Origin of the sequence: Klebsiella sp. BIGb0149 (assembly GCF_004362605.1) — a bacterium.
GTDB classification, from domain to species: domain Bacteria; phylum Pseudomonadota; class Gammaproteobacteria; order Enterobacterales; family Enterobacteriaceae; genus Klebsiella; species Klebsiella terrigena.
Genome location: NZ_SNYG01000002.1, coordinates 559,970 through 579,619, shown reverse-complemented (window position 1 = coordinate 579,619; position 19,650 = coordinate 559,970). Strand labels below are relative to the sequence as shown.

Annotated in this window: 19 protein-coding genes, 2 tRNA genes and 2 pseudogenes; 15 read left to right on the top strand and 8 right to left on the bottom strand. The window is 54.0% G+C overall.

What is annotated here, in order from left to right:
* Positions 1 to 2: 2 nt before the first annotated feature.
* Positions 3 to 587, bottom strand: coding sequence for a TetR/AcrR family transcriptional regulator (locus EDF75_RS09585; RefSeq protein WP_133598818.1), 585 nt, complete (start codon positions 585 to 587; stop codon positions 3 to 5).
* Between the two features lie 181 nt (positions 588 to 768).
* Here EDF75_RS09585 and EDF75_RS09580 point away from each other — a divergent pair, with 181 nt between their 5' ends.
* Both EDF75_RS09580 and EDF75_RS09575 read left to right on the top strand, forming a co-directional pair.
* The gene (locus EDF75_RS09580; protein WP_133598816.1) at positions 769 to 1,332 is read left to right on the top strand and encodes a TetR/AcrR family transcriptional regulator; all 564 of its coding nucleotides are present in this window, start codon (positions 769 to 771) and stop codon (positions 1,330 to 1,332) included.
* A 55-nt stretch (positions 1,333 to 1,387) separates the two neighbouring features.
* Entirely contained in the window at positions 1,388 to 2,311 is a 924-nt protein-coding gene (locus tag EDF75_RS09575; RefSeq protein ID WP_133598815.1) for a glutathione S-transferase family protein, read from the top strand.
* Positions 2,312 to 2,572: 261 nt separating this feature from the next.
* Here the strand turns inward: EDF75_RS09575 and EDF75_RS27585 are convergent.
* Together EDF75_RS27585 and EDF75_RS09565 are read right to left on the bottom strand one after the other, a co-directional pair.
* Positions 2,573 to 2,752: pseudogene (locus tag EDF75_RS27585) on the bottom strand (N-acetylmannosamine-6-phosphate 2-epimerase); the annotation flags it as partial.
* Entirely contained in the window at positions 2,749 to 4,305 is a 1,557-nt protein-coding gene (locus tag EDF75_RS09565) for a maltose/glucose-specific PTS transporter subunit IIC (protein ID WP_133599432.1), read from the bottom strand. The pseudogene EDF75_RS27585 and the gene EDF75_RS09565, both read right to left, overlap by 4 nt.
* 171 nt (positions 4,306 to 4,476) lie before the next feature.
* Between EDF75_RS09565 and EDF75_RS09560 the strand changes: the two genes are divergently transcribed.
* Positions 4,477 to 5,304, top strand: coding sequence for a MurR/RpiR family transcriptional regulator (locus tag EDF75_RS09560; protein ID WP_133598813.1), 828 nt, complete (start codon positions 4,477 to 4,479; stop codon positions 5,302 to 5,304).
* Between the two features lie 164 nt (positions 5,305 to 5,468).
* On the top strand, positions 5,469 to 6,251 hold the full coding sequence (locus tag EDF75_RS09555; protein WP_133598811.1) for a GntR family transcriptional regulator: 783 nt from the start codon (positions 5,469 to 5,471) through the stop codon (positions 6,249 to 6,251).
* Between the two features lie 6 nt (positions 6,252 to 6,257).
* On the opposite strand, the gene EDF75_RS09550 is transcribed toward EDF75_RS09555, so the two are convergent.
* Both EDF75_RS09550 and EDF75_RS09545 read right to left on the bottom strand, forming a co-directional pair.
* The gene (locus EDF75_RS09550) at positions 6,258 to 7,127 is read right to left on the bottom strand and encodes an ROK family protein (RefSeq protein ID WP_133598809.1); all 870 of its coding nucleotides are present in this window, start codon (positions 7,125 to 7,127) and stop codon (positions 6,258 to 6,260) included.
* Entirely contained in the window at positions 7,124 to 7,822 is a 699-nt protein-coding gene (locus EDF75_RS09545; protein ID WP_133598808.1) for an N-acetylmannosamine-6-phosphate 2-epimerase, read from the bottom strand. The genes EDF75_RS09550 and EDF75_RS09545 overlap by 4 nt, the downstream gene beginning before the upstream one ends.
* A 335-nt stretch (positions 7,823 to 8,157) precedes the next feature.
* On the opposite strand from EDF75_RS09545, the gene EDF75_RS09540 reads away from it, so the two are divergent.
* From EDF75_RS09540 to EDF75_RS09520, 5 genes are all read left to right on the top strand, one after another.
* A complete protein-coding gene (locus tag EDF75_RS09540; RefSeq protein WP_133598806.1) occupies positions 8,158 to 9,171 on the top strand; it encodes a Gfo/Idh/MocA family protein in 1,014 nt (337 codons plus the stop codon).
* 28 nt (positions 9,172 to 9,199) lie between these two features.
* A complete protein-coding gene (locus EDF75_RS09535; RefSeq protein ID WP_133598804.1) occupies positions 9,200 to 10,468 on the top strand; it encodes an ABC transporter substrate-binding protein in 1,269 nt (422 codons plus the stop codon).
* A gap of 68 nt (positions 10,469 to 10,536) precedes the next feature.
* Complete coding sequence (locus EDF75_RS09530) at positions 10,537 to 11,397, top strand: carbohydrate ABC transporter permease (RefSeq protein WP_133598802.1); 861 nt, start codon at positions 10,537 to 10,539, stop codon at positions 11,395 to 11,397.
* Complete coding sequence (locus EDF75_RS09525) at positions 11,390 to 12,217, top strand: carbohydrate ABC transporter permease (protein WP_133598800.1); 828 nt, start codon at positions 11,390 to 11,392, stop codon at positions 12,215 to 12,217. The genes EDF75_RS09530 and EDF75_RS09525 overlap by 8 nt, the downstream gene beginning before the upstream one ends.
* Before the next feature lie 24 nt (positions 12,218 to 12,241).
* Positions 12,242 to 13,387 (top strand): ABC transporter ATP-binding protein, encoded by a 1,146-nt coding sequence (locus tag EDF75_RS09520; protein WP_133598798.1) that lies wholly within the window; start codon positions 12,242 to 12,244, stop codon positions 13,385 to 13,387.
* Between the two features lie 65 nt (positions 13,388 to 13,452).
* On the opposite strand, the gene EDF75_RS09515 is transcribed toward EDF75_RS09520, so the two are convergent.
* A tRNA-Asn gene (locus EDF75_RS09515) sits at positions 13,453 to 13,528 on the bottom strand.
* A 5-nt stretch (positions 13,529 to 13,533) separates the two neighbouring features.
* Here EDF75_RS09515 and EDF75_RS27580 point away from each other — a divergent pair.
* The 4 genes from EDF75_RS27580 to EDF75_RS09500 all read left to right on the top strand — a co-directional run bounded on the left by EDF75_RS27580 (position 13,534) and on the right by EDF75_RS09500 (position 16,515).
* On the top strand, positions 13,534 to 13,626 hold the full coding sequence (locus tag EDF75_RS27580) for a DUF5951 family protein (protein WP_367575711.1): 93 nt from the start codon (positions 13,534 to 13,536) through the stop codon (positions 13,624 to 13,626).
* 95 nt (positions 13,627 to 13,721) lie between these two features.
* Positions 13,722 to 15,158, top strand: a complete 1,437-nt coding sequence (locus EDF75_RS09510; RefSeq protein ID WP_133598796.1) for an EmmdR/YeeO family multidrug/toxin efflux MATE transporter — start codon at positions 13,722 to 13,724, stop codon at positions 15,156 to 15,158.
* Positions 15,159 to 15,285: 127 nt separating this feature from the next.
* Positions 15,286 to 15,361, top strand: a tRNA-Asn gene (locus tag EDF75_RS09505).
* A gap of 332 nt (positions 15,362 to 15,693) precedes the next feature.
* Complete coding sequence (locus tag EDF75_RS09500) at positions 15,694 to 16,515, top strand: alpha/beta fold hydrolase (RefSeq protein ID WP_133598794.1); 822 nt, start codon at positions 15,694 to 15,696, stop codon at positions 16,513 to 16,515.
* 27 nt (positions 16,516 to 16,542) lie between these two features.
* On the opposite strand, the gene EDF75_RS09495 is transcribed toward EDF75_RS09500, so the two are convergent.
* The gene (locus EDF75_RS09495; protein ID WP_241782412.1) at positions 16,543 to 17,268 is read right to left on the bottom strand and encodes a substrate binding domain-containing protein; all 726 of its coding nucleotides are present in this window, start codon (positions 17,266 to 17,268) and stop codon (positions 16,543 to 16,545) included.
* 39 nt (positions 17,269 to 17,307) lie between these two features.
* Positions 17,308 to 17,478, bottom strand: a pseudogene (locus EDF75_RS27305) (LysR family transcriptional regulator); the annotation flags it as partial.
* Positions 17,479 to 17,707: 229 nt separating this feature from the next.
* On the opposite strand from EDF75_RS27305, the gene EDF75_RS09490 reads away from it, so the two are divergent.
* Positions 17,708 to 18,871 carry an FAD binding domain-containing protein gene (locus tag EDF75_RS09490; protein WP_133598790.1) on the top strand — a complete coding sequence of 388 codons (1,164 nt, stop codon included), beginning with the start codon at positions 17,708 to 17,710 and terminating at the stop codon, positions 18,869 to 18,871.
* Positions 18,872 to 18,976: 105 nt separating this feature from the next.
* Complete coding sequence (locus tag EDF75_RS09485; RefSeq protein ID WP_133598788.1) at positions 18,977 to 19,627, top strand: DsbA family oxidoreductase; 651 nt, start codon at positions 18,977 to 18,979, stop codon at positions 19,625 to 19,627.
* Positions 19,628 to 19,650 lie beyond the last annotated feature (23 nt).

Genomic DNA, 19,650 nt, shown 5'->3' with positions numbered 1-19,650 from the left:
AATTAACGAATGCTCAGGCGTTCAACGATAAAATGCGCCATTGCGCGCAGGCTGTCGGCCGGCAGACCGCCGCGGGCCGCAACCTGGATTCCGCTCATACTGGTGAGCACAAAAGCCGCGGCCTGGCCGGCGTCCATCGTCGGATCCAGCTCGCCGCGGGTTTGGCCTTCTTCTATCTTCAGGCTGAGCCGGGACAGCAGCCTGGCGCCCAGCACGTTCCGCTGCTCAACCAGCTCCTGGTCCGAGGTGCCGAATTCGCAGGCAGAACTGACGCCCATGCAGCCCATGGCGCGCTCGGCGTCATCGTCAACCGCCAGGGCCAGTAGCATATTCAGGATGCCCTCTTTTGGCGACGCGGGCGCATTCAGCCGTTTGATATGCGCTGCGGTAGACATTTGCTGGTAGTGGGACAGGGCGGCGCGGTACAGCTTTTGCTTATCGCCGAAGGTGTTATACAGGCTCTGGCGCCCAATCCCCATGGCGGTAAGCAGATCTTCCGTCGACGTCGCGGCGTAGCCTTTTTGCCAGAAGACGCGTATCGCTCGTTGCAAAACAACCTCGCTGTCGAACTCTCTGGGTCTGACCATTCTACGTCTGCCTTTTCATTATGGAACGAACAGTCAATTATATATGTCATATATAACGCGGGAGCAAGGGAAAGATGCCAGACCGAGAAACTTCGAGCGACGCGAGAGAATTATCCTTGTTGCAAAGGATCTCAGATTTGATTTAAATTGACTGACTGGTCACTCATTTAAAGGGGGGTATATGGCAAGACCTTTGAGCGAGGAAAAACGTAAAGCACTGCTGAGTGCGGCTCTGGAAGTGATTTCCGCGCAGGGGCTTTCGGCGCCTACGGCCCTGATAGCCAGGCTAGCCGGGGTAGGGACCGGCACGCTGTTTGTTTATTTCCCAACCAAAGAGCACCTTTTTAATGCCCTTTATCTCAGCATAAAAGAAGACGTGAGACAGGCCGTCAGCATCGCTTCCGCGGGCAGTGTAGAACATGAACTCAGGGCGTTTTGGAGTTCTTATATCGATTGGGGGATGCAATTTCCCCAAAAATACAGGGTGGCGCGCTATTTGAACGCTTCGGACAAGCTGCGGGACGAAACCCGGGAGGCTTCATGGGCAATATTTTCTGACTTTAGCCATCTGGTGAATGAAGGCCTTGAGAAAAAGATCCTCCGCCCGCAGCCGGAAGAGTTTATTGGGCAACTCGTTGATGCTACGGCGAATATGGTTATCGAACATTGCCAGCTCCATGCCGGAGAGTTAGATGCATGGCGCATGTTGGGGTGGCAGGCTTTTTGGCACGCCGTGCGCGCGTGAGCGCGATAGCTAACCCGGCGTTCTCTTTTTCCCTTACCTGTGAGCAAGCGAATATATGTCTGACATTATCCTTCATCATTTTGACGCCTCTCCGTTTGCGGAGAAGATCCGCCTTATCTTCGGCCTGAAGCAGCTAGCCTGGAAATCTGTGATTGCAGAACTGATTATGCCGAAGCCTAAACTGACTGCTCTGACGGGAGGATACCGAAAAACGCCGGTGATGCAGATTGGCGCCGACATTTACTGCGATTCCCGCCTTATCGCCCTTGAACTTGAGCGACGTTTTCCCACGCCGACCCTTTTCCCGGGCGCGGATCGGGGGTTGGCGCAGGCCCTTTCTGCCTGGAGCGACCGCGATGTGCATATTGCCAGCTCCGGCCTGGCGATTGGTTCGAATATCCATCAATTTCCGCAAGAGTTGATGCGGGACAGAAAGGCCTATTTTGGCGACTTTATGGATATTGAAAAGCTGGAGCAGGATCTTCCCCACTTAACCACTCAGCTGCGCGCCCATGCTGATTTGGTCGAACAGCAGCTTGCCGATGGCCGACGTTTTCTTTCCGGCAGCGAGCCCGGGCTGGTTGATTTTCATGCTTACGTCGAGATTAAAACGGTGCTTGAGCACGTCCCCGGCGTGAAAGCGCTGTTTGAGCCGTTCTGGCACCTGTCGGATTGGCTGTCGCGGGTGAAATTACTCGGCCAGGGACAGCGTGCTGAGATCTCCTCAGAAGAGGCGCAGGCCATCGCACGGGCGGCTGCTCCTCAGCCGGACAGGCGGATCGATCGCGCCGATGCTCTCGGATTGTCCGCAGGCGATACCATAACGGTCACTGCGGATGACTACGGGCGTGAACCCGTTACGGGACGTTTGGTGACTCTGACTACGCATGAAGTCGCCATTGAGCGCGAGCATGTGGCGACAGGAGCGGTAGCGGTGCATTTTCCGCGCATAGGCTTTCGTATTGCAAAAAAGGGATGAGCACAAGGCCGGCCGGTAGCAAAGAAGGTTTTTCCAATCAAAACGCATATATAACACACGGCCTGGACAGGGTGGGATTGACTCAACCAGGGGGCGGTTGAGTCAATCACTACTATGGCTACGCTGGTGGAATAGTCATGGCGTTTACGCAGCGGCGGGTAATCTGCTGCGGGCGGGTGATCGCACCGCCACCACAACCTCATGAGCGCCTGGTCTCAGACAGTTTGCGGCCCTCTCAGGCCTCTCAACGTTGCCTTCCTCGATACCGGGTAAGTCAACCGTGTCCATAATTTTCTGTACGTCAAGCAGGCTGTTTGCCCTGATAGCGGCGGCAGCGGCCATTTTTGACATGATAAATAGGCTATGCAACGGTTCGTTTTCCAACGCCTGACAGGAGACGATGAGTTTTCCCCGAATCAGCGACAGCATGGATGGCTTCATAGCGCGAGTAACTCCTCAACTTCATTTTTTATAATGGTAACGTGAGGTCCATAAATGACCTGTACGCCGTTGCCACGTACGATGACTGCCCGGGCACCCGTACCTTTCAGTAACACTTCATCTACTTTGCTTCCATCAACAAGCGTAATGCGCAAGCGGGTAGCGCAGCAGTCCAGTTCAGCGATGTTCTCTTTACCCCCGAGCGCGGTAATAACCTGCTGCGGACGTTCGCCTGACTGAATCGGTGCACTTTCAACACCGGCTTGTTCACGACCTGGGGTTTTAAAATTGAAGCGGGTTATGACAACGCGGAAAGTGATGTAGTACAGGAAGAACCATGGAATACCAACCAGAGGAACGTATAACCAGTGGGTCTTATCCTCCCCCTGCAACACGCCAAACAGGATGAAATCGATAAGCCCGCCTGAGAATGTTTGGCCAATAGTGATATGCAGAATGTGTGCAATCATGAACGCCAGACCGTCAAACACCGCATGGATGACGTACAGCACCGGCGCAACGAACAGGAAAGAGAACTCAATAGGCTCAGTGATACCCGTCAGGAATGAGGTGAGTGCCGCAGACAACAGCAGACCGGTCACGAGTTTACGATTCTCGGGTTTGGCGGTGTGGTACATCGCAAGGCATGCACCCACCAGGCCGAACATCATGGTAATGAAACGCCCGGACATAAAACGCGAGGTACCGACATAGAACTGATGCGTATTGGGATCGGCAAGTTGAGCGAAGAAGATGCGCTGTGTGCCTTCAACCAACTGCCCGTTGACGATTTCGCTACCGCCCAGAGCCGTCGTCCAGAATGGCAGATAGAAAATATGATGCAGGCCGAACGGACCCAGCATACGTAGCACAAAACCATAGATAAAAGTGCCAAAGTAGCCGGTTGCATCAACCAGACTACCCAGACCGAAAATCAGTTTCTGGAAATGTGGCCAGATAATAGTCATCGCGGCGCCAACCAGAATGGCGATCAGTGAACTGATAATCGGTACGAAGCGTGACCCTCCGAAGAAGCCCAGAAACTGTGGCAACGCGATTTTGTTATATCTGTTATGCAGCAGTGAGGTGACGAGTCCAATCACCACGCCTCCAAACACCCCGGTCTCCAGCGTCTGAATGCCCAGCGCCATACCCTGACCCACCGAGCTCAGGTTAGCCGCTGCCAGCACTCCGGTCAGTTTAAGTAATGCATTAATAGTGGCATTCATCACCAGGTAGGCCAGCAGGGAAGCGAGGCCGGCGGTACCTTTATCACTTTTTGCCAGACCGACCGCCACCCCGACGGCAAACAGCACGGCGAGGTTGGCAAAGACTACCGATCCCGCGCTCGCCATGATAGTAAAAACGCCCTGCAGCCAGGCAACGTCAAGGAAAGGGTATGCCTTAATGGTATTTGGGTTTGAAAGTGCGCCACCAATACCAAGTAACAACCCTGCCGCAGGCAGCACGGCGATGGGGAGCATAAAGGATTTCCCGAAACGCTGTGCTTTCTCGAACCAGCCTCCCGAAGAGGCACCGCTGAAAAGTGACATTTTTTTCCCTCGATAAGTTGTGTTGGTGAAAATTATTATCACAATATGAATTGCTCGGTGAAAATTAACATCAACTTTTTGACGGATTTCACATCTGAGCGAATCTGCTGGCTTTATCGGGGGGCTTTCCGCCACACTATGGCGTGAGTTGAGATAATAGAGACGGGTCCGATGACGGAAAATGAGAATATCTTGCTGCATTTGCGGCAAGGCCTGCCGGGCTATAGCCCGACATTGCAAAGACTCGGGGATTTTATTCTCTCCGGGCCCCAGAAAGTGCTGTATCTGACCATCACTGAACTGGCGAGAGAGAGTGAAACCAGCGAAGCGAGCGTGACCCGACTGTGCCGTCACTTAGGTTGTAAAGGGTATACCGAGTTTAAAATGGCGATGGCCATGGACATTCAGCAGAATCAGCCGGATGCCCCGACCGGAGAGGACAGTATTGGCGAACTGGTTGAAGAATCCGTTCAGGCGCTGAGAGATACCGGTAAATTTATCAATCGTGAGGTTCTACGACAGGCAGGAATTGCCCTGCATGAAGCGGCATCAGTACAAATTTATGGCGTAGCGGCCAGTGCCATCACCGGGGACTATCTGCACTACAGATTACTTAGGTTGGGCAAAGCCGCTCTGATGTTTAACGATATGCACCGTGCTGCGATGAACGCATCCACGCTCAGAGAGGGGGATCTGGTTGTTGCTATTTCCAGCTCCGGCTCGACTAAAGACCTGTTGCACGTGGTCAGGCTTGCCAAAAAACGTAAGGCACGCGTGCTGATGCTGAGCAATACTCTGCGTAGTCCGCTGGGCGATCTGGCTGATATGCTGCTGGTGGCAGCCAGACCGGAAGGGCCACTGAGCGCGGGCTCGCTAAGCGCCAAGGTTGGCGCGATGCTGCTGGTCGAGGTTTTGGTCGGAGAGCTTATTACGCATGACAATCGCTACATCACGGCAAGTCAGCAGACGGCCAGTGCAACCCTGCCAATGCTTATTTGACGCTCATTGGCGCAGTGCCTGACCTGATAGGGTGAATCATTCATTGTGCGATTGCCTGTCATTGTGGCTAGTAGCCATACCAGAAGATACCAGTTGGACAAAATGGTATCATCAGCGCTATGCCGGACTGGTAACATCAGGTAATCTTCAAGTATGTCTGGGGAATGGATGGTGAAGGCGTGGAACGAAAATTCATTGAGACACTGAAAACGTATTGCGACGATGCGAATCGTGGGGCCGGACCGCTTTATCTGCGCCTGGAGAGAGGTTTTCGTGACATGATCGGCCGTGGTGAGCTCAAGCCGGGTTATGCCATTCCCAGTGAACGTGAACTTTCGGAACAGTTGAGCCTATCCAGAGTCACGGTACGGCGCGCATTAAGTGAGCTGGCAAACGCACAGGTCATCGTACAGCGACGTGGGGCGCGCAGTACCGTAGCCGGAAGGGTAGAAAAACCGCTCTCATCGCTGACCAGCTTTAGTGAAGATATGATTTCACGTGGTTATCAGCCCGGTGGTCGCTGGCTGGAGAAGGAACTGACGTATGCTTCTCCTTCCGAGATTATTGCCCTGAATCTGTCTCCCGGAGCGATGGTATGGCGGCTTAAGCGCCTGCGTACCGTCGACGACCGGCCGATGGCAGTGGAAATCGCGGTGGTGCCGCAGATATTTATTCCTGATATGGATGAACTGAGCGATTCATTGTACGCCGTGCTCCAGCTGCACGGTTTCATGCCGGCACGCGCGTTACAGCGCATTCGGGCTGAGCCGCTAAATCGCGATCACAGCCAGTTGCTGGATATGCCCGTACACAGTCCGGCGCTGCACGTTGAGCGTCACTGCTACCTCGAGGATGGTCGCCCGATTGAATATACCCATACCTGGTATCGGGGCGACAGCTACGATTTTCTTGTTGAGCTCCAGCGCGATATCTCGACGGGTATGTAACGATCGTTACTGGTGTTGTGCCCAATCAGCAACACCCAGTAACCCTGCATCGCCGCCTCCCAGCGCGGGAGTCACTGGCAGCTTAAACAGCTCGGGAAGTTCCTGCAGCGCCTTTTGCACCCGGGCAAGCATGCCATCTGCCAGACCCACGCTTCCCCCAATCACCACCTCTTCAATATCGACAACCATCAGCGTATCGGCTATCGCCTGGGCGACCGCTCTGGCGGCGTTATTAAGAATGGCGTCGGCCTGCGGGTTTGTACCGGCCAGCGCAAAAAGCTGGCGGCTGTTGAAAGGGCGTCCGAAGAGTGCCGTGGCCTGTCGCGCCAGCGCGGTGCCGGACGCAACGTGCTCCAGGCAACCGGTACGGCCGCAGCCGCAGGTGCCTGACTCCGGGTCCATTGGTGCGATGTTCACCGTCGCATGACCGATATGTCCGGAGAGTCCGTGCGGACCAATACGCAGCTTCCCGTCACAAATCAGCCCTCCGCCGACGCCGGTAGAAAGCGTGATAAATAGCAGGTTAGCGCGTTGCTCGCGGCGCGGCAGAAACTCTCCCCACGCTGCGGCCTGCGCGTCATTCAGCATGATAACCGGACAGGTAAACAGCTGCTCTAACGCCAGTCCGAGAGGAAAGCCTTTCCAGAATGGGATCGTGTTCTGGTTCACCGACCAGACCCGCCCCTCCCGCAGGTAGCCCGTCGCCGCTACCGCGACGCGTTCGATCGGATAATCCGACTGCGTGACTTCACGAAGGGCGGTAAGAAACCCCGCTTCATCATAGCGCATGGCGACCAGCCGACGGTCAATGCAGCGTTGACCCTCGAACCAGGCTGCGGAAAGCTTGGTGCCACCAATATCCAGAGCCAGGATCATGCTGACGTTCTCCCGTGAACAACCGCGGCGAGGGCGCTGTTGTACCACTCAGTAATATGTTCAACACGCGTGATAGCCGAACCCACCGTTACCGCAAAGGCCCCGGCCTGAAGCGCCGCCGCCGCATGAGCGGGAGTTCGGGTGCGGCCTTCGGCCATAACACGATAACCACGGCCGGCAAGTTGCGCAATAAGTTCGAGGTCCGGGTGTTCCATTGGCTGATCCGAGGTTTCGGCGGTGTAACCGGAGAGCGTTGTGCCAATCAGATCGAATCCCAGCTCTGCGGCTGCGATACCCTCCGCTAACGTTGAGCAATCGGCCATTACCAGTACGCCAGACTGACGGGCAAGCCGGTAAAGTTCCGCCACGGCTACCGGGCGGGGACGCGCCGTGGCATCAATCGCAATGATACTGGCTCCGGCAGCAATCAGGGCTGATACATCGTTCAGGAAGGGAGTGATGCGCACCGGCGAATCTTCCAGATCGCGCTTAACAATCCCGATAACGGGAATATCCAGGTGTCTGGAAACCTGACGGACATTATCCACTCCTTCAATGCGCACCGCGCTGGCTCCGGCCCGTTCCGCACTGCGCGCCATCGCGACCACGATATCTGTGCGGTCCATCGGTCCATCGGTTACCGGCTGGCAAGATACAACCAGCCGATCTTTGAGTCGATTTATGTCGATCGCCATTTTTTCACTCCTGTTGGTTTTGTCATTGCCAAATAGATAATCACAATAATACCAGATGTGTAAATTGGTATTTTTATTTAATACCTGACGCTTCGTGATGGTGCTCTAATTTTGATCAAAAGCACCATGAATGTGCTGGACAACACGAAAAAGCAGGCAGTATAACAGGTTAAATATGTTGAAATAATGTGCCTTAAAATGTTAATTGCTTTGATTTTAAAGGATTTTACATTATTGGTATTAATCTGGCATTTTTCTGGCATGTTAATTGAATTACCGAACAGGTTGCAGGAAGCGTTACTCAATTTTTCAAACCCGGTACTGAGGAAAGTGAAATGACAGACAGCGTGATTAAAGTGTGCGTCATCGGCGCAGGTTTCATGGGGGCAATGCATGCCAGAATCTGGCAGCAGATGTACGGCGTAGAGGTGGTTGGCGTGGCCGATCCGGACTTATCCCGCAGCGAAGCGCTGAAGGAGTGGATCCCGCAGCTGAACTGCTATGAAGATTTCAACCAGATGCTGGAGCAGGAAAAACCGGCCATCGTAAGTATCTGCACCAAAGATGACTTCCATCTTGCCCCCGCGCTCGCGGCGGCTAAAGTGGGGGCCCATATTTTTCTCGAAAAACCGATCGCAGCCACAATGGAAGATGGCGAAGCCATCATCCGGGCAGCGCGTGACGCCAATGTGAAGCTGGGGATTGGCTTTTTGCTGCGCTTCGATCCGCGCTACTCCCGTGCTCAGGAGATCCTGGCGACCAGCAGTGCAGGAGAAGTGAGCCATATTACCGCCCGTCGCAACAGCCCTGCGATTGAAGGACCGGCCCGTTACGGCGGCAGCCTGCCGTTGCCGCTGCACGTCACCGTTCACGACGTTGATATGATCCTCTGGCTGCTGAAGCACACCAGTCCGGTAAGCGTTTATGCGCAGACCACTAACAAACTGCTGGGTCACCTGGGTACAGAAGATTCAGTCTTCGCCATCATCCGCTTTGACGATGGAACCGTGGTGAATCTGGAAAGCTCGTGGGCGCTGCCGGCGGGTTCACGCACGCTGCTTGATGCCAAAATGACGATTCTTGCGACCAGGGGCCTGATTGAAATTGAATGTGGGGAGTCCGGTCTGTATCACGCCTCTGAAAATATGAACCGCTATATCGACACCCAGCACTGGCCGCTGAGTCAGGGGGAAATCAAAGGCGATCTGCGCGAGGAACTGATGGCATTCCTGGCCGATGTTCGCAGCGGTTCAACCAGCGTGGCAACCGGCGAAGAGGCTAACGAAGCCCTGCGCATTACCCTTGCCATTATGGACTCTGCCCGTACCGGAGAGATCGTCCGGGTCTGACATTCTGACTGAATAACCAGGTGATGAGATGAGCATAAAGAAAATCGCGATCGCAGGTATGATCAGCACGTTGCTGCTGGCGGGTAACGCCAGCGCGCAGGAAACCATTCGTGTCCTGCTGGAAGGCCACAGTACCAGCGATTCCATAAAAGCATTATTACCGGAGTTTGAGAAAGAGACCGGCATTAAGGTCCAGGCTGAGATTGTGCCCTACAGCGATCTGACCTCCAAAGCCCTGCTGGCCTTCTCCTCGCACAGCGGACGCTATGACGTCGTCATGGACGACTGGGTCCACGCGGTCGGTTATGCCTCGGCAGGCTATATTGTCCCCGTCGATAAGTGGATGAAGAGTGATAGCACATTTTATGACGGTGGGGATTTCGTTCCGAGCTATGCCGGGACGCTGCGGTATAACGAGGGTTACTACGGGCTGCCGGTTTACGGCGAAAGCACCTTCCTGATGTACCGCAAAGATCTCTTTGCGCAGTACGGTATTGCGGTACCGAAAACCTTTGATGAGCTGACGGCTGCGGCGAAGACCATCAAAGAGAAAACCAACGGTCAGGTTGCCGGTATCACGCTGCGCGGAGCGCAGGGGATTCAGAATACTTTCGCATGGGCAGCGTTCCTGTGGGGCTACGGCGGCCAGTGGATCGACAGTAGCGGCAAATCTGCCATCTCATCGCCGCAGGCGATTGAGGCGACGAAAGCTTTTGTCAATGTCCTGAAAAATTATGGCCCGATCGGCGCGGCTAACTTTGGCTGGCAGGAAAACCGTCTGGTATTCCAGCAGGGCAAAGCGGCCATGACTATCGACTCAACCGTCAACGGCGGCTTTAACGAAGATCCGAAACAGTCCTCTGTCGTCGGTAAGGTGGGCTACGCGCCGGTACCTGCCCAGCCTGGCGATCGTCCGGGTAACAGCGGCGCGCTTCAGGTACATGGCCTGTATATCTCCAGCGACAGCAAGAACCAGGATGCAGCCTGGAAGTTTATCAGCTGGGCGACCAACAAGCAGACGCAGGTGAAGTCGGTGGCGCTGAACCCGAACGCAGGCGTGAGCTCACTCAGCGCCATTAACAGTGATGCTTTCACCCAACGCTACGGCGCTTTCAAGGATGGCATGCTGGCGGCGCTGAAGAATGGTAATGCGAAGTACCTGCCGACCGTTCCGCAGTCCACACAGATCATCAACATTACAGGCATCGCCCTGTCCGAAGCGCTGGCCGGTACGCGGTCAGTTGAAAGCGCGCTGAAGGCAGCGAACACCCGTAACGATAAAGCGTTGTCCCGTTAACCATTTTCAGCCGGTGCGTTTGTGCGCACCGGCTGAAGTGAATTCCTTACGCAGGTCCAGGTAAAACTATGAAAGCAAAACTCACGCAGCAGGCGTTTACACTGCCGTTACTGGTTGTATTGCTGCTGGTTTCGTTCTACACGCTGGGTTACGCCATCTACCTGTCAGTGTACGACATCGATTTGATGTCGCCACCGCCGTTTGATTTTATCGGCCTGGCGAACTTTATCGAGGTGCTGAAAGAACCACGCATGTGGCTCTCTCTGTGGCACACGCTGGTATATGTCGTGGGCTCCACGGTAGCAGAGCTGGTACTTGGCAGCGCCATTGCGCTGTTCATCAGCCGTGACTTTGTTGGCCGTAAGCTGGTACGAGCGCTGTTACTGTTGCCGATGATTGTCACGCCCATCGTAGCCGGGCTTATCTGGCGTATTTTTTATGATCCCAACGCCGGTTTGTTCAACTGGCTGGCCGGTTTTTTCGGCATCGCACCGATTGACTGGCTAGGCAACACAAACACCGCAATGGCATCGCTGATCCTGGCGGATATCTGGCAGTGGACGCCGTTCATTATTCTGCTGGTCTCCGCGGGTCTGGATGCGCTGCCGAATGAGCCTCTGGAAGCGGCAGAGCTGGATGGCGCTCGCGGCTGGCGTCTGCTGGCGTTTATTAAATTACCGATGATGAAACCGATCGTCCTGATGGCGTTGTTTTTGCGCATGATTGATGCCTTCAAATCTTTCGATCTTATCTACGTGATGACCCGTGGCGGCCCGGCGCTCGCAACGGAAACGACCAACATGTATGCCTATCTCACCGGATTCCAGGATTTCCGTATTAGCGCGGCGGTGGTGATTGCCATTATCAATACGCTGCTGGTGATCGCGGTCCTGTCATTTGCCAGTAAAAAGGTGATGAAAGATGAGTGATTCCTTGAAGTTTATCTGCCGGAGAGCCGGATTTTACCTCGTGCTGGCCGTGATTCTGGCGTTCTTCCTGTTGCCGATTTACTGGCTGGTGACGATGTCGTTTAAAACCTATATCGACGCCTTTGCCATGCCGCCAAAGCTGTGGTTTACGCCGATTCTTGATAACTACAGACAGGTATTGAGCAACGGCGACTTTGTCCGTGCGTTTGGCAACAGCCTGCTGATCTCGCTGGTGTCGACGTTTCTGTGTCTGGTGTTTGGCGCACTGTTTGCCTACGGCCTGGTGTTCTTCATCGAACGTAAGGGCCAGGCTAAGCAGTTCATTATGAGTTTGCGTTATGCGCCAGCGATCATGCTGGTAATACCGGTCTATTACCTGATAACCCGGCTGGGCATGACTGACAGCTATCTGGTGCTGATTCTGGTGTACACCGTGGCGAATGTGCCTTTCACCATCCTGATGATCACCACCTTTTTTGAAGATATTCCGCCTGAGATCCGCGAGGCAGCCCGCGTTGACGGCGCCAGCGAGTGGCGCGTGTTCCTGAGCGTTATGCTGCCGCTGGCACGTACCGGGCTGGCGGCATCGGGTGTCCTGACGCTGTTCTTTATCTGGAATGAATTCCAGATTGTCCTGACGCTCTCCGGTGACTCCACACAAACGCTACCCGTCGCGATCACTTCATTCCTGACCTTCCAGGGAACGGAGTGGGGGCCGCTGACGGCAGCAGGAACGCTGGTGATGTTGCCGATGCTGGTACTCGGTCTGATGGTACAAAAACATTTGGTACGCGGTTTAACCATGGGCGGCGTTAAGTAGCTCAGAAGAGAGGAGTTGTAAATTATGTCTGGTATACGTCTGAGCAATGTATTTAAGCGCTTCCATGACACGCAGGTGATTAATCAGGTCGATCTGGAAATCAAAAACGGTGAGTTTTGTGTGTTTATCGGGCCATCGGGATGTGGCAAATCGACGCTATTACGCATGATTGCCGGGCTGGAAACCATTACTTCTGGAGAGATCTCGATTGGTAATAAGGTAGTAAATCGTCTGGCTCCGGCCGATCGTGGTGTGGCGATGGTATTTCAGAGCTATGCGCTTTATCCGCACATGACTATTTATGACAACATGGCGTTTAATTTGAAGCTGGCGAAAACCGAACCGGCTGAAATTGAACGTCGCGTTATGAATGCGGCGAAAATTTTGCAGCTTGAGCCGCTGCTACAACGTCTGCCAAAGGCGCTTTCCGGTGGTCAGCGCCAGCGTGTTGCCATCGGGCGGGCTATCGTTCGCGCGCCCGATGTTTTCCTGTTTGATGAACCGTTGTCTAACCTCGATGCTTCACTGCGCGTCGCAACGCGGGTGGAAATTGCCAAACTGCACCATCAGCTTGGCAACACCATGATCTATGTGACTCACGATCAGGTTGAAGCGATGACGCTGGCGGATAAGATAGTGCTACTGAACAGCGGAGCAGCAATGCTAAATGAGGGCTCGATCGCGCAGGTCGGTCATCCGCTGGAGTTATATCACCATCCGGTGAATGAATTTGTGGCCGGATTCATTGGTTCACCGAAAATGAATTTCCTGCCGGGGGAACTGGTTAAAGGAACGGGCCAGAGCGCCAGAGTACGTCTGGGAGGGGGCGGCAAAGAAATTGAAGTACAGGTCAATACGGCCGCCACGCGTTCAGGCGAGCGGGTAAAAGTGGGGATTCGCCCCGAGCACTTACGCCTCGTCGATAAACGGGAAGCGCATCTGGTCGGAAAGATTCAGCATATCGAACACCTTGGTGAAGCCGCTTACTTCTATGTCTCCGTTGACGGATTTGATCCTCTGTTGGTAAGGCATTCCGAAGAGCAGGATCTGGGGCTGGGTGATGAAGTCGGGTTAGCGATCCCGGCAAATCATGCGCATCTCTTTGATGATAAGGGCGTAGCATTCCATCGCACAGCCGCCGCGGTACAGAAGCAATTTGCAACTGTATAAGAGTTGAACTAAGTTTTTATCGAAAAAAAGCCCGCTTAAGTTTCCTTAAGCGGGCTTCTTGAATATGGCTCCTCTGACTGGACTCGAACCAGTGACATACGGATTAACAGTCCGCCGTTCTACCGACTGAACTACAGAGGAATCGTGTGGGGTCGTATCTTAGCGGCGAAAAAATTTTTGTCAAACATCTATTCTGCCCCTGTCGACCAACCGCCGCTTCTATCAACAATTTGTTGTAATTACCGACAATTTAGAAGGAAAAATGCTTTGCAGGATTAGCATTTCTCTATCATCATTTGAAATGTAGTTTCAACTTTTCTCACTAAGGTCTCCCTTGAACGTCACATCCGCAGCACGCAGGGTCGTAGAACGAACATCCTGGTTCAAAAAACGTAAGAGTTATCGCGTACTTTACTGGCGTGAAATCAGCCCGCTAGCGGTCCCCATCTTGCTGGAAAATAGCTGCGTTTTGCTGATGGGCGTAGTCAGCACGTTCCTGGTGAGCTGGTTGGGTAAAGAGGCGATGGCCGGGGTTGGGCTGGCCGACAGCTTTAATATGGTGATCATGTCGTTCTTTGCCGCCATCGATCTCGGTACGACGGTGGTGGTTGCCTTTAGCCTCGGCAAGCGCGATCCGCGACGCGCGCGCGCGGCCGCGCGGCAGTCGCTGGCAATTATGACGCTGTTCTCCATTCTGCTGGCGGTGGTGATACACGCCTTTGGCAAAGAAATTATCAATATTGTCGCCGGCGACGCCTTGCCCCAGGTTAAGGATATGGCCTTAACCTATCTCGAGCTGACGGTGCTGAGCTACCCGGCGGCGGCGATTGCGCTGATCGGCAGCGGCGCGCTGCGCGGGGCAGGCAATACCAAAATCCCGCTATTGATTAACGGCGGGATGAACATCATCAACATTATTATCAGCAGCATCCTGATTTACGGCGTTTTCTCGTGGCCAGGGCTCGGCTTTGTCGGCGCAGGTTTGGGGCTGACCATCGCCCGTTACATCGGAGCGGTGGCGATCGTGTGGGTATTAGCCGTCGGGTTTAATCCCGCGCTGCGCATCTCGCTGAAGAGCTACTTCAAACCGCTTAACTTTGCCATTATCTGGGAAGTGATGGGCATTGGCATCCCGGCGAGCATTGAATCGGTGCTGTTCAACGGCGGCAAGCTGCTGACGCAGATGTTCGTCGCCGGCATGGGCACCAACGTCATAGCCGGCAACTTTATCGCTTTCTCCTTCGCCGCGCTGATTAATCTGCCGGGAAACGCGCTGGGCTCCGCGTCGACCATCATTACCGGCACCCGGCTGGGAAAAGGCCAGATTGGGCAGGCGGAGCGCCAGGCGTGGCACGTATTCTGGCTATCGACCATCATCCTGACGGTAATTGCGTGGGGAACCGCGCCGTTTGCTAACCTGATCGCCTCGTTCTATACCAGCGAAGAGGATGTCAAAGTGGTGGTGAAAGAGCTGCTGTGGCTGAACGCCTTCTTTATGCCGATTTGGGCGATGTCCTGGACCCTGCCGTGCGCGTTTAAAGGCGCTCGCGACGTACGCTACACCATGTGGGTGTCGATGCTGGGGATGTGGGGATGCCGCGTCGTGGCGGGCTATACGCTGGGCATCGTACTCGGTATGGGCGTGATTGGCGTCTGGCTGGGGATGGTGCTTGACTGGGCGGTACGCGGCGCGCTGTTCTACTGCCGGATGGTCAGCGGGCGCTGGCTGTGGAAATATCCGCGAAGCAAAAGCCAGGTGCGCGAAACCTAACCATTTTCTGGGCGAAACGACAAATTTCGCCCAAAGTGGAGAATAAATCGGCAAACGGTTTGAAATGTGCGAAACAGCCTTTGACAAGGCCGGGCGTCGCCGTTAATATTCGCCCCGTTCACACGATTCCTCTGTAGTTCAGTCGGTAGAACGGCGGACTGTTAATCCGTATGTCACTGGTTCGAGTCCAGTCAGAGGAGCCAAATTCGAGAAGCCCGCTTAAGGAAACTTAAGCGGGCTTTTTCATGCTTCTTTGAGAATCCCTTCGTGATTTTGATTCAATGAGCAAGCGTGGAAAATCTTCCCGGTGCATTTTCAGTTTTCCCTCCACATCGGGCAAATTTGGCGCCCAGCACGGAACACGGCGCGGACATAAAAACAGCCGGATACCCTGAACGGCGCCAGCGTTGCACCAGATGCAAAACTACGTTGTATATTCCCCGGGTTATCACCTCTGACATTGTCGTTTAAGTTAACTGCACCCGACACGGGGTGTAGTTTCCTAATTAATGCCGTTAATTTCAGGAGAACGATAATGAGCCATTTCACTACCTCAGATAATATTCGCATCGCGTATAAAGATTGGGGCAAAGGTCAGCCGGTTGTTTTCTCTCACGGATGGCCGCTTTCCGGAGACGCCTGGGACGCACAGATGCTTTTCTTCGGGCAGAACGGTTTCAGGGTTATCGCCCATGACCGCCGCGGGCACGGCGCATCCGAGCAGCCGTGGGAAGGCAACAACATGGACCGTTACGCGGACGATCTGGCAGAGCTGATCGACCATCTTGATCTGCATGATGCGATACTGATTGGCCATTCAACCGGCGGTGGGGAAGTCGCCCGCTATATCGGCCGCCATGGATCATCCCGCGTGGCAAAAGTGGTGTTAGTCGGCGCGGTTCCACCGCTAATGCTGCAAACGGCTGATAACCCGCAGGGCACGCCTCTGGAGGTTTTCGACAATATCCGCACCGGCACCGCAGCCAATCGTTCGCAGTTCTTCCGCGAGCTGGCGGTACCGTTTTATGGCTTTAATCGCGAAAATATCGCCACCAATGATGGCCTGGTCGAATCGTTCTGGCGGATGGGGATGCAGGGCGGCATCAAAGGGGAGTATGACTGTATCCGTGAGTTTTCCGAAGTCGACTATACGGACGATCTGAAAAAAATCGATAAGCCAGCCCTGATTATTCACGGCGATGACGATCAAATTGTGCCCATTGCTGCGGCAGGCATTAAGAGCGCGAAGATAATCGCAGACGCCGAGCTGAAAATCTATCCCGGCGCCAGCCACGGTCTGGCTCAGCTAAATGCCGGGCAGTTTAATCAAGATGTGCTGGCGTTTATCCGCCGCTAGTTTAGATAAATAACCAGGCGTGCTGCTTTAGCCTGGCTTCCCGCAGAAAATATCAGCTTCCTCTGCCGCCTGCTGGTTGAGGAACTGATAAATAAAATCGACAAATAATTTCACCATTTTAATGTCGCGGCGGCTTGGATGATAAAGCGCATACACCGCGGATTCATCCTCGTCAGCGGTCACATCAACGCGTATATCCGGAAACAGCGCTAACAGGTCGCCGCGCTGAACGTCGTTATTCACCAGCCAGTCCGGAAGCAAAGCAATACCCTGTCCGCCCAAAGCCGCCTGCCTGAGTATCTGAGAATTGTTGCATCTAAGGTTTCCCTCAACGCTGACGCCTTCCGTTTTATCGCGGAAGAAAAACCATTTTGTCTGACCGGAAGAGTAGGAGAAAAGCAGGCAATTATGGCGTCGTAAATCGGCAGGCAGCAATGGCACGCCTTTTTCAGCAAGATAGGCCGGGCTGGCGCAAAGAACGCGCTTTTGCAACAGCAGCTTTTTGGCAATGACGTTTTGCGCAGAAATTTTCCCCAGCCGGATGCTGAGATCCAGCCGGTTCTCAGCCAGATCGACCACATCGTCAGTAAAAGTGAGTTCAAGTCGGATAAGCGGATATTGCTTCATGAATTCAGGCAGTAAAGTGGCTAAATATTGCAGTGACCAGGATACCGGCAGGCTGGCTCTGAGGATCCCGCGGGGCATACCGGAGTGGTCGCGGGCTTCGTAGTTAGCGTAGGAGAGATCGGCCATAATCCTGCAGGCATGCTGGTAGTACCGCTCTCCGGCCCCGGTTAACGATACCTTTCGGGTTGAGCGAACCAGCAGCACCGTTCCAAGATATTGCTCAAGCGTGTCAATTTGCCGGGTGACGGAAGAGGTGGCAAGCGACAGGCGCCGGCCGGCGGAAGAGAATCCGCCTTCCTCAACCACCGCGACCAGCGCCTGTAAGGACGAAAACATATCCATAGCTTTAACTTTCTCGTATAGGAAAAACGCCTGGGTGAGTCCTTACATTAGCCTGTTTTGAGTGAGGAATACCAGTCAGCTTTGCGTGCTACGCAATAGTGTTTCCGGTTTTGCTGGTATTCTCCGCTAGCGCTGAGGCTGTTATGGTTAACGTCAGCAGCCAGACAGTTAATTATTATTTATGCCCTTACCTGGGCGGCATAAATAAAATGTGGAGGTGCCTGTGTCAGATATTACCCGACCTAAAAAAGCCATTATTATCGGCGGTTCCCTTGGTGGACTTTTTGCCGGAAATATGATGAAAAAAGCCGGATGGGATGTGGATATTTTCGAACGCTCGGCAAAAAATCTCGATAGCCAGGGCGGTGGGATCGTGCTTCAGCCGCAGGTGGTGGAGGTGATTCAGGAAAGCGGCGTTAATAAAAAATGGGATGAGATGGGCGTTCGTTCCCAATACCGCATTTTTTATAATCCCGACGGTACGGTTGAATACAAACAGTTGGCCCCACAAATGCAAACCTCATGGTCATTAATTTATTCGACATTACTGACCACCACCGGCAAAGAGAATTACCATCAGGGGAAAAAACTGCAGCGTATCGATTCGCAAAAAGAGGGCGTTACCGCGTGGTTTGAGGACGGTAGCCATATAAAAGGCGACATTCTGATTGGCGCTGATGGCAATAACTCCACCGTCCGCCAGCTGCTCTGGCCGGGTGAAACCCCGACCTATTCTGGCTATATCGCCTGGCGAGGGCTGATTCGTGAAGATCGGCTGCCGGAGCGCGCGCGCCTCGATCTTCATGGCAACTTTGCGTTTGCCGATAATAAGGGCTCGCAGATTCTGGGCTACCTCGTTCCGGGGATAAATAACGATCTGCGTCCGGGGCACCGGCTTTATAACTGGGTGTGGTATCGCGTTATGGACGACGCGACTCGCGAATCCGTGATGACCGATAAAAATGGCGTAATGCGCGGGCATTCTCTACCTGAAGGCGTCATCGCGCAAAAATGGAAAAGCCATATTTATGAAGAGGCCGCGCGGATGTTGCCGCCAGGGTTCAGAGACGTGGTGCTGGCGACAGAAGAGCCTTTCGCGCAATCTATTCGCGATCTGGCCGTTGATAGCATGGTGAAAGATCGGGTGCTATTGCTTGGCGATGCGGCGTCTATTCCACGTCCACACACGGCGGCAAGCACTTCCAAGGCGGCGGCAAATGCCCTGGCGTTACGGTGGGCATTTCTGAATTATCCTGACGATATCGATGCCGCTTTGGCGCGCTGGGAGCCGGAGCAGCGCCATCTCGGTAAATACCTGAAGCAGGTGGGAATGAACATGGGCAACCGCCTGATGTCAATTGATATGTCACCATCATCAGGAGATTAAATATCAATACGCCGTAGCCGTCCGTTAATGTATTTCATCTTTCGCGCCAATCATCTTTTAAACGCAATGTTGTTCCCGACCCACTCATAGCCAGCAGGAGTCAATATGAATATTACCGTCAAGCTCACTTCTGATTTTATTTGCCCGTGGTGCCTTATTGGCGAACGCCGTCTGCAAAAGGTGATTCGTCGTTTACCCGATGACGTGGAGGTGACAATTCTCTGGCAGCCCTACGAGCTTAATCCCACGATGCCGGTAGAAGGCGTCGATCGTAAGAACTACCGTTCCGCCAAATTTGGCAGCTGGGAGTACAGCCAGTCGCTGGACAGAAAAACCATTCTGGCTGCCGCGGAGGATGATATCGCGTTTAATTACGACGCAATGCAGAAGACGCCGAACACCTTCCGCGCGCATCGTCTGATGAATCTGGCCCACCGGCATGGCGCCGCTGATGCCGTCGCCAATGGGATTTTCCATGGCTATTTTGAGCAGGGCCGCGATATCGGCGATGTGGACGTTCTGGCTGATATCGCCGGGGAAAACGGCCTCAACAGAGCGGAAGCGCTGGCTTACCTCTCCGGCGATGCTGGCGTAAAAGAGACCAGGGCAGCAATCAGCTTCGCCACCGGGATCCGCGGCGTACCGAATTTTGACATTGAAGGCGAGACGATTTCCGGCGCGCAGCCGTTAAATCTCATTGAGGATGCCATCATGAGGGCGATTGCCCGTAAATCTCAAGAGAAGCCCGCGCTCTGAACGTCTGATGCTCTTCAATCCCT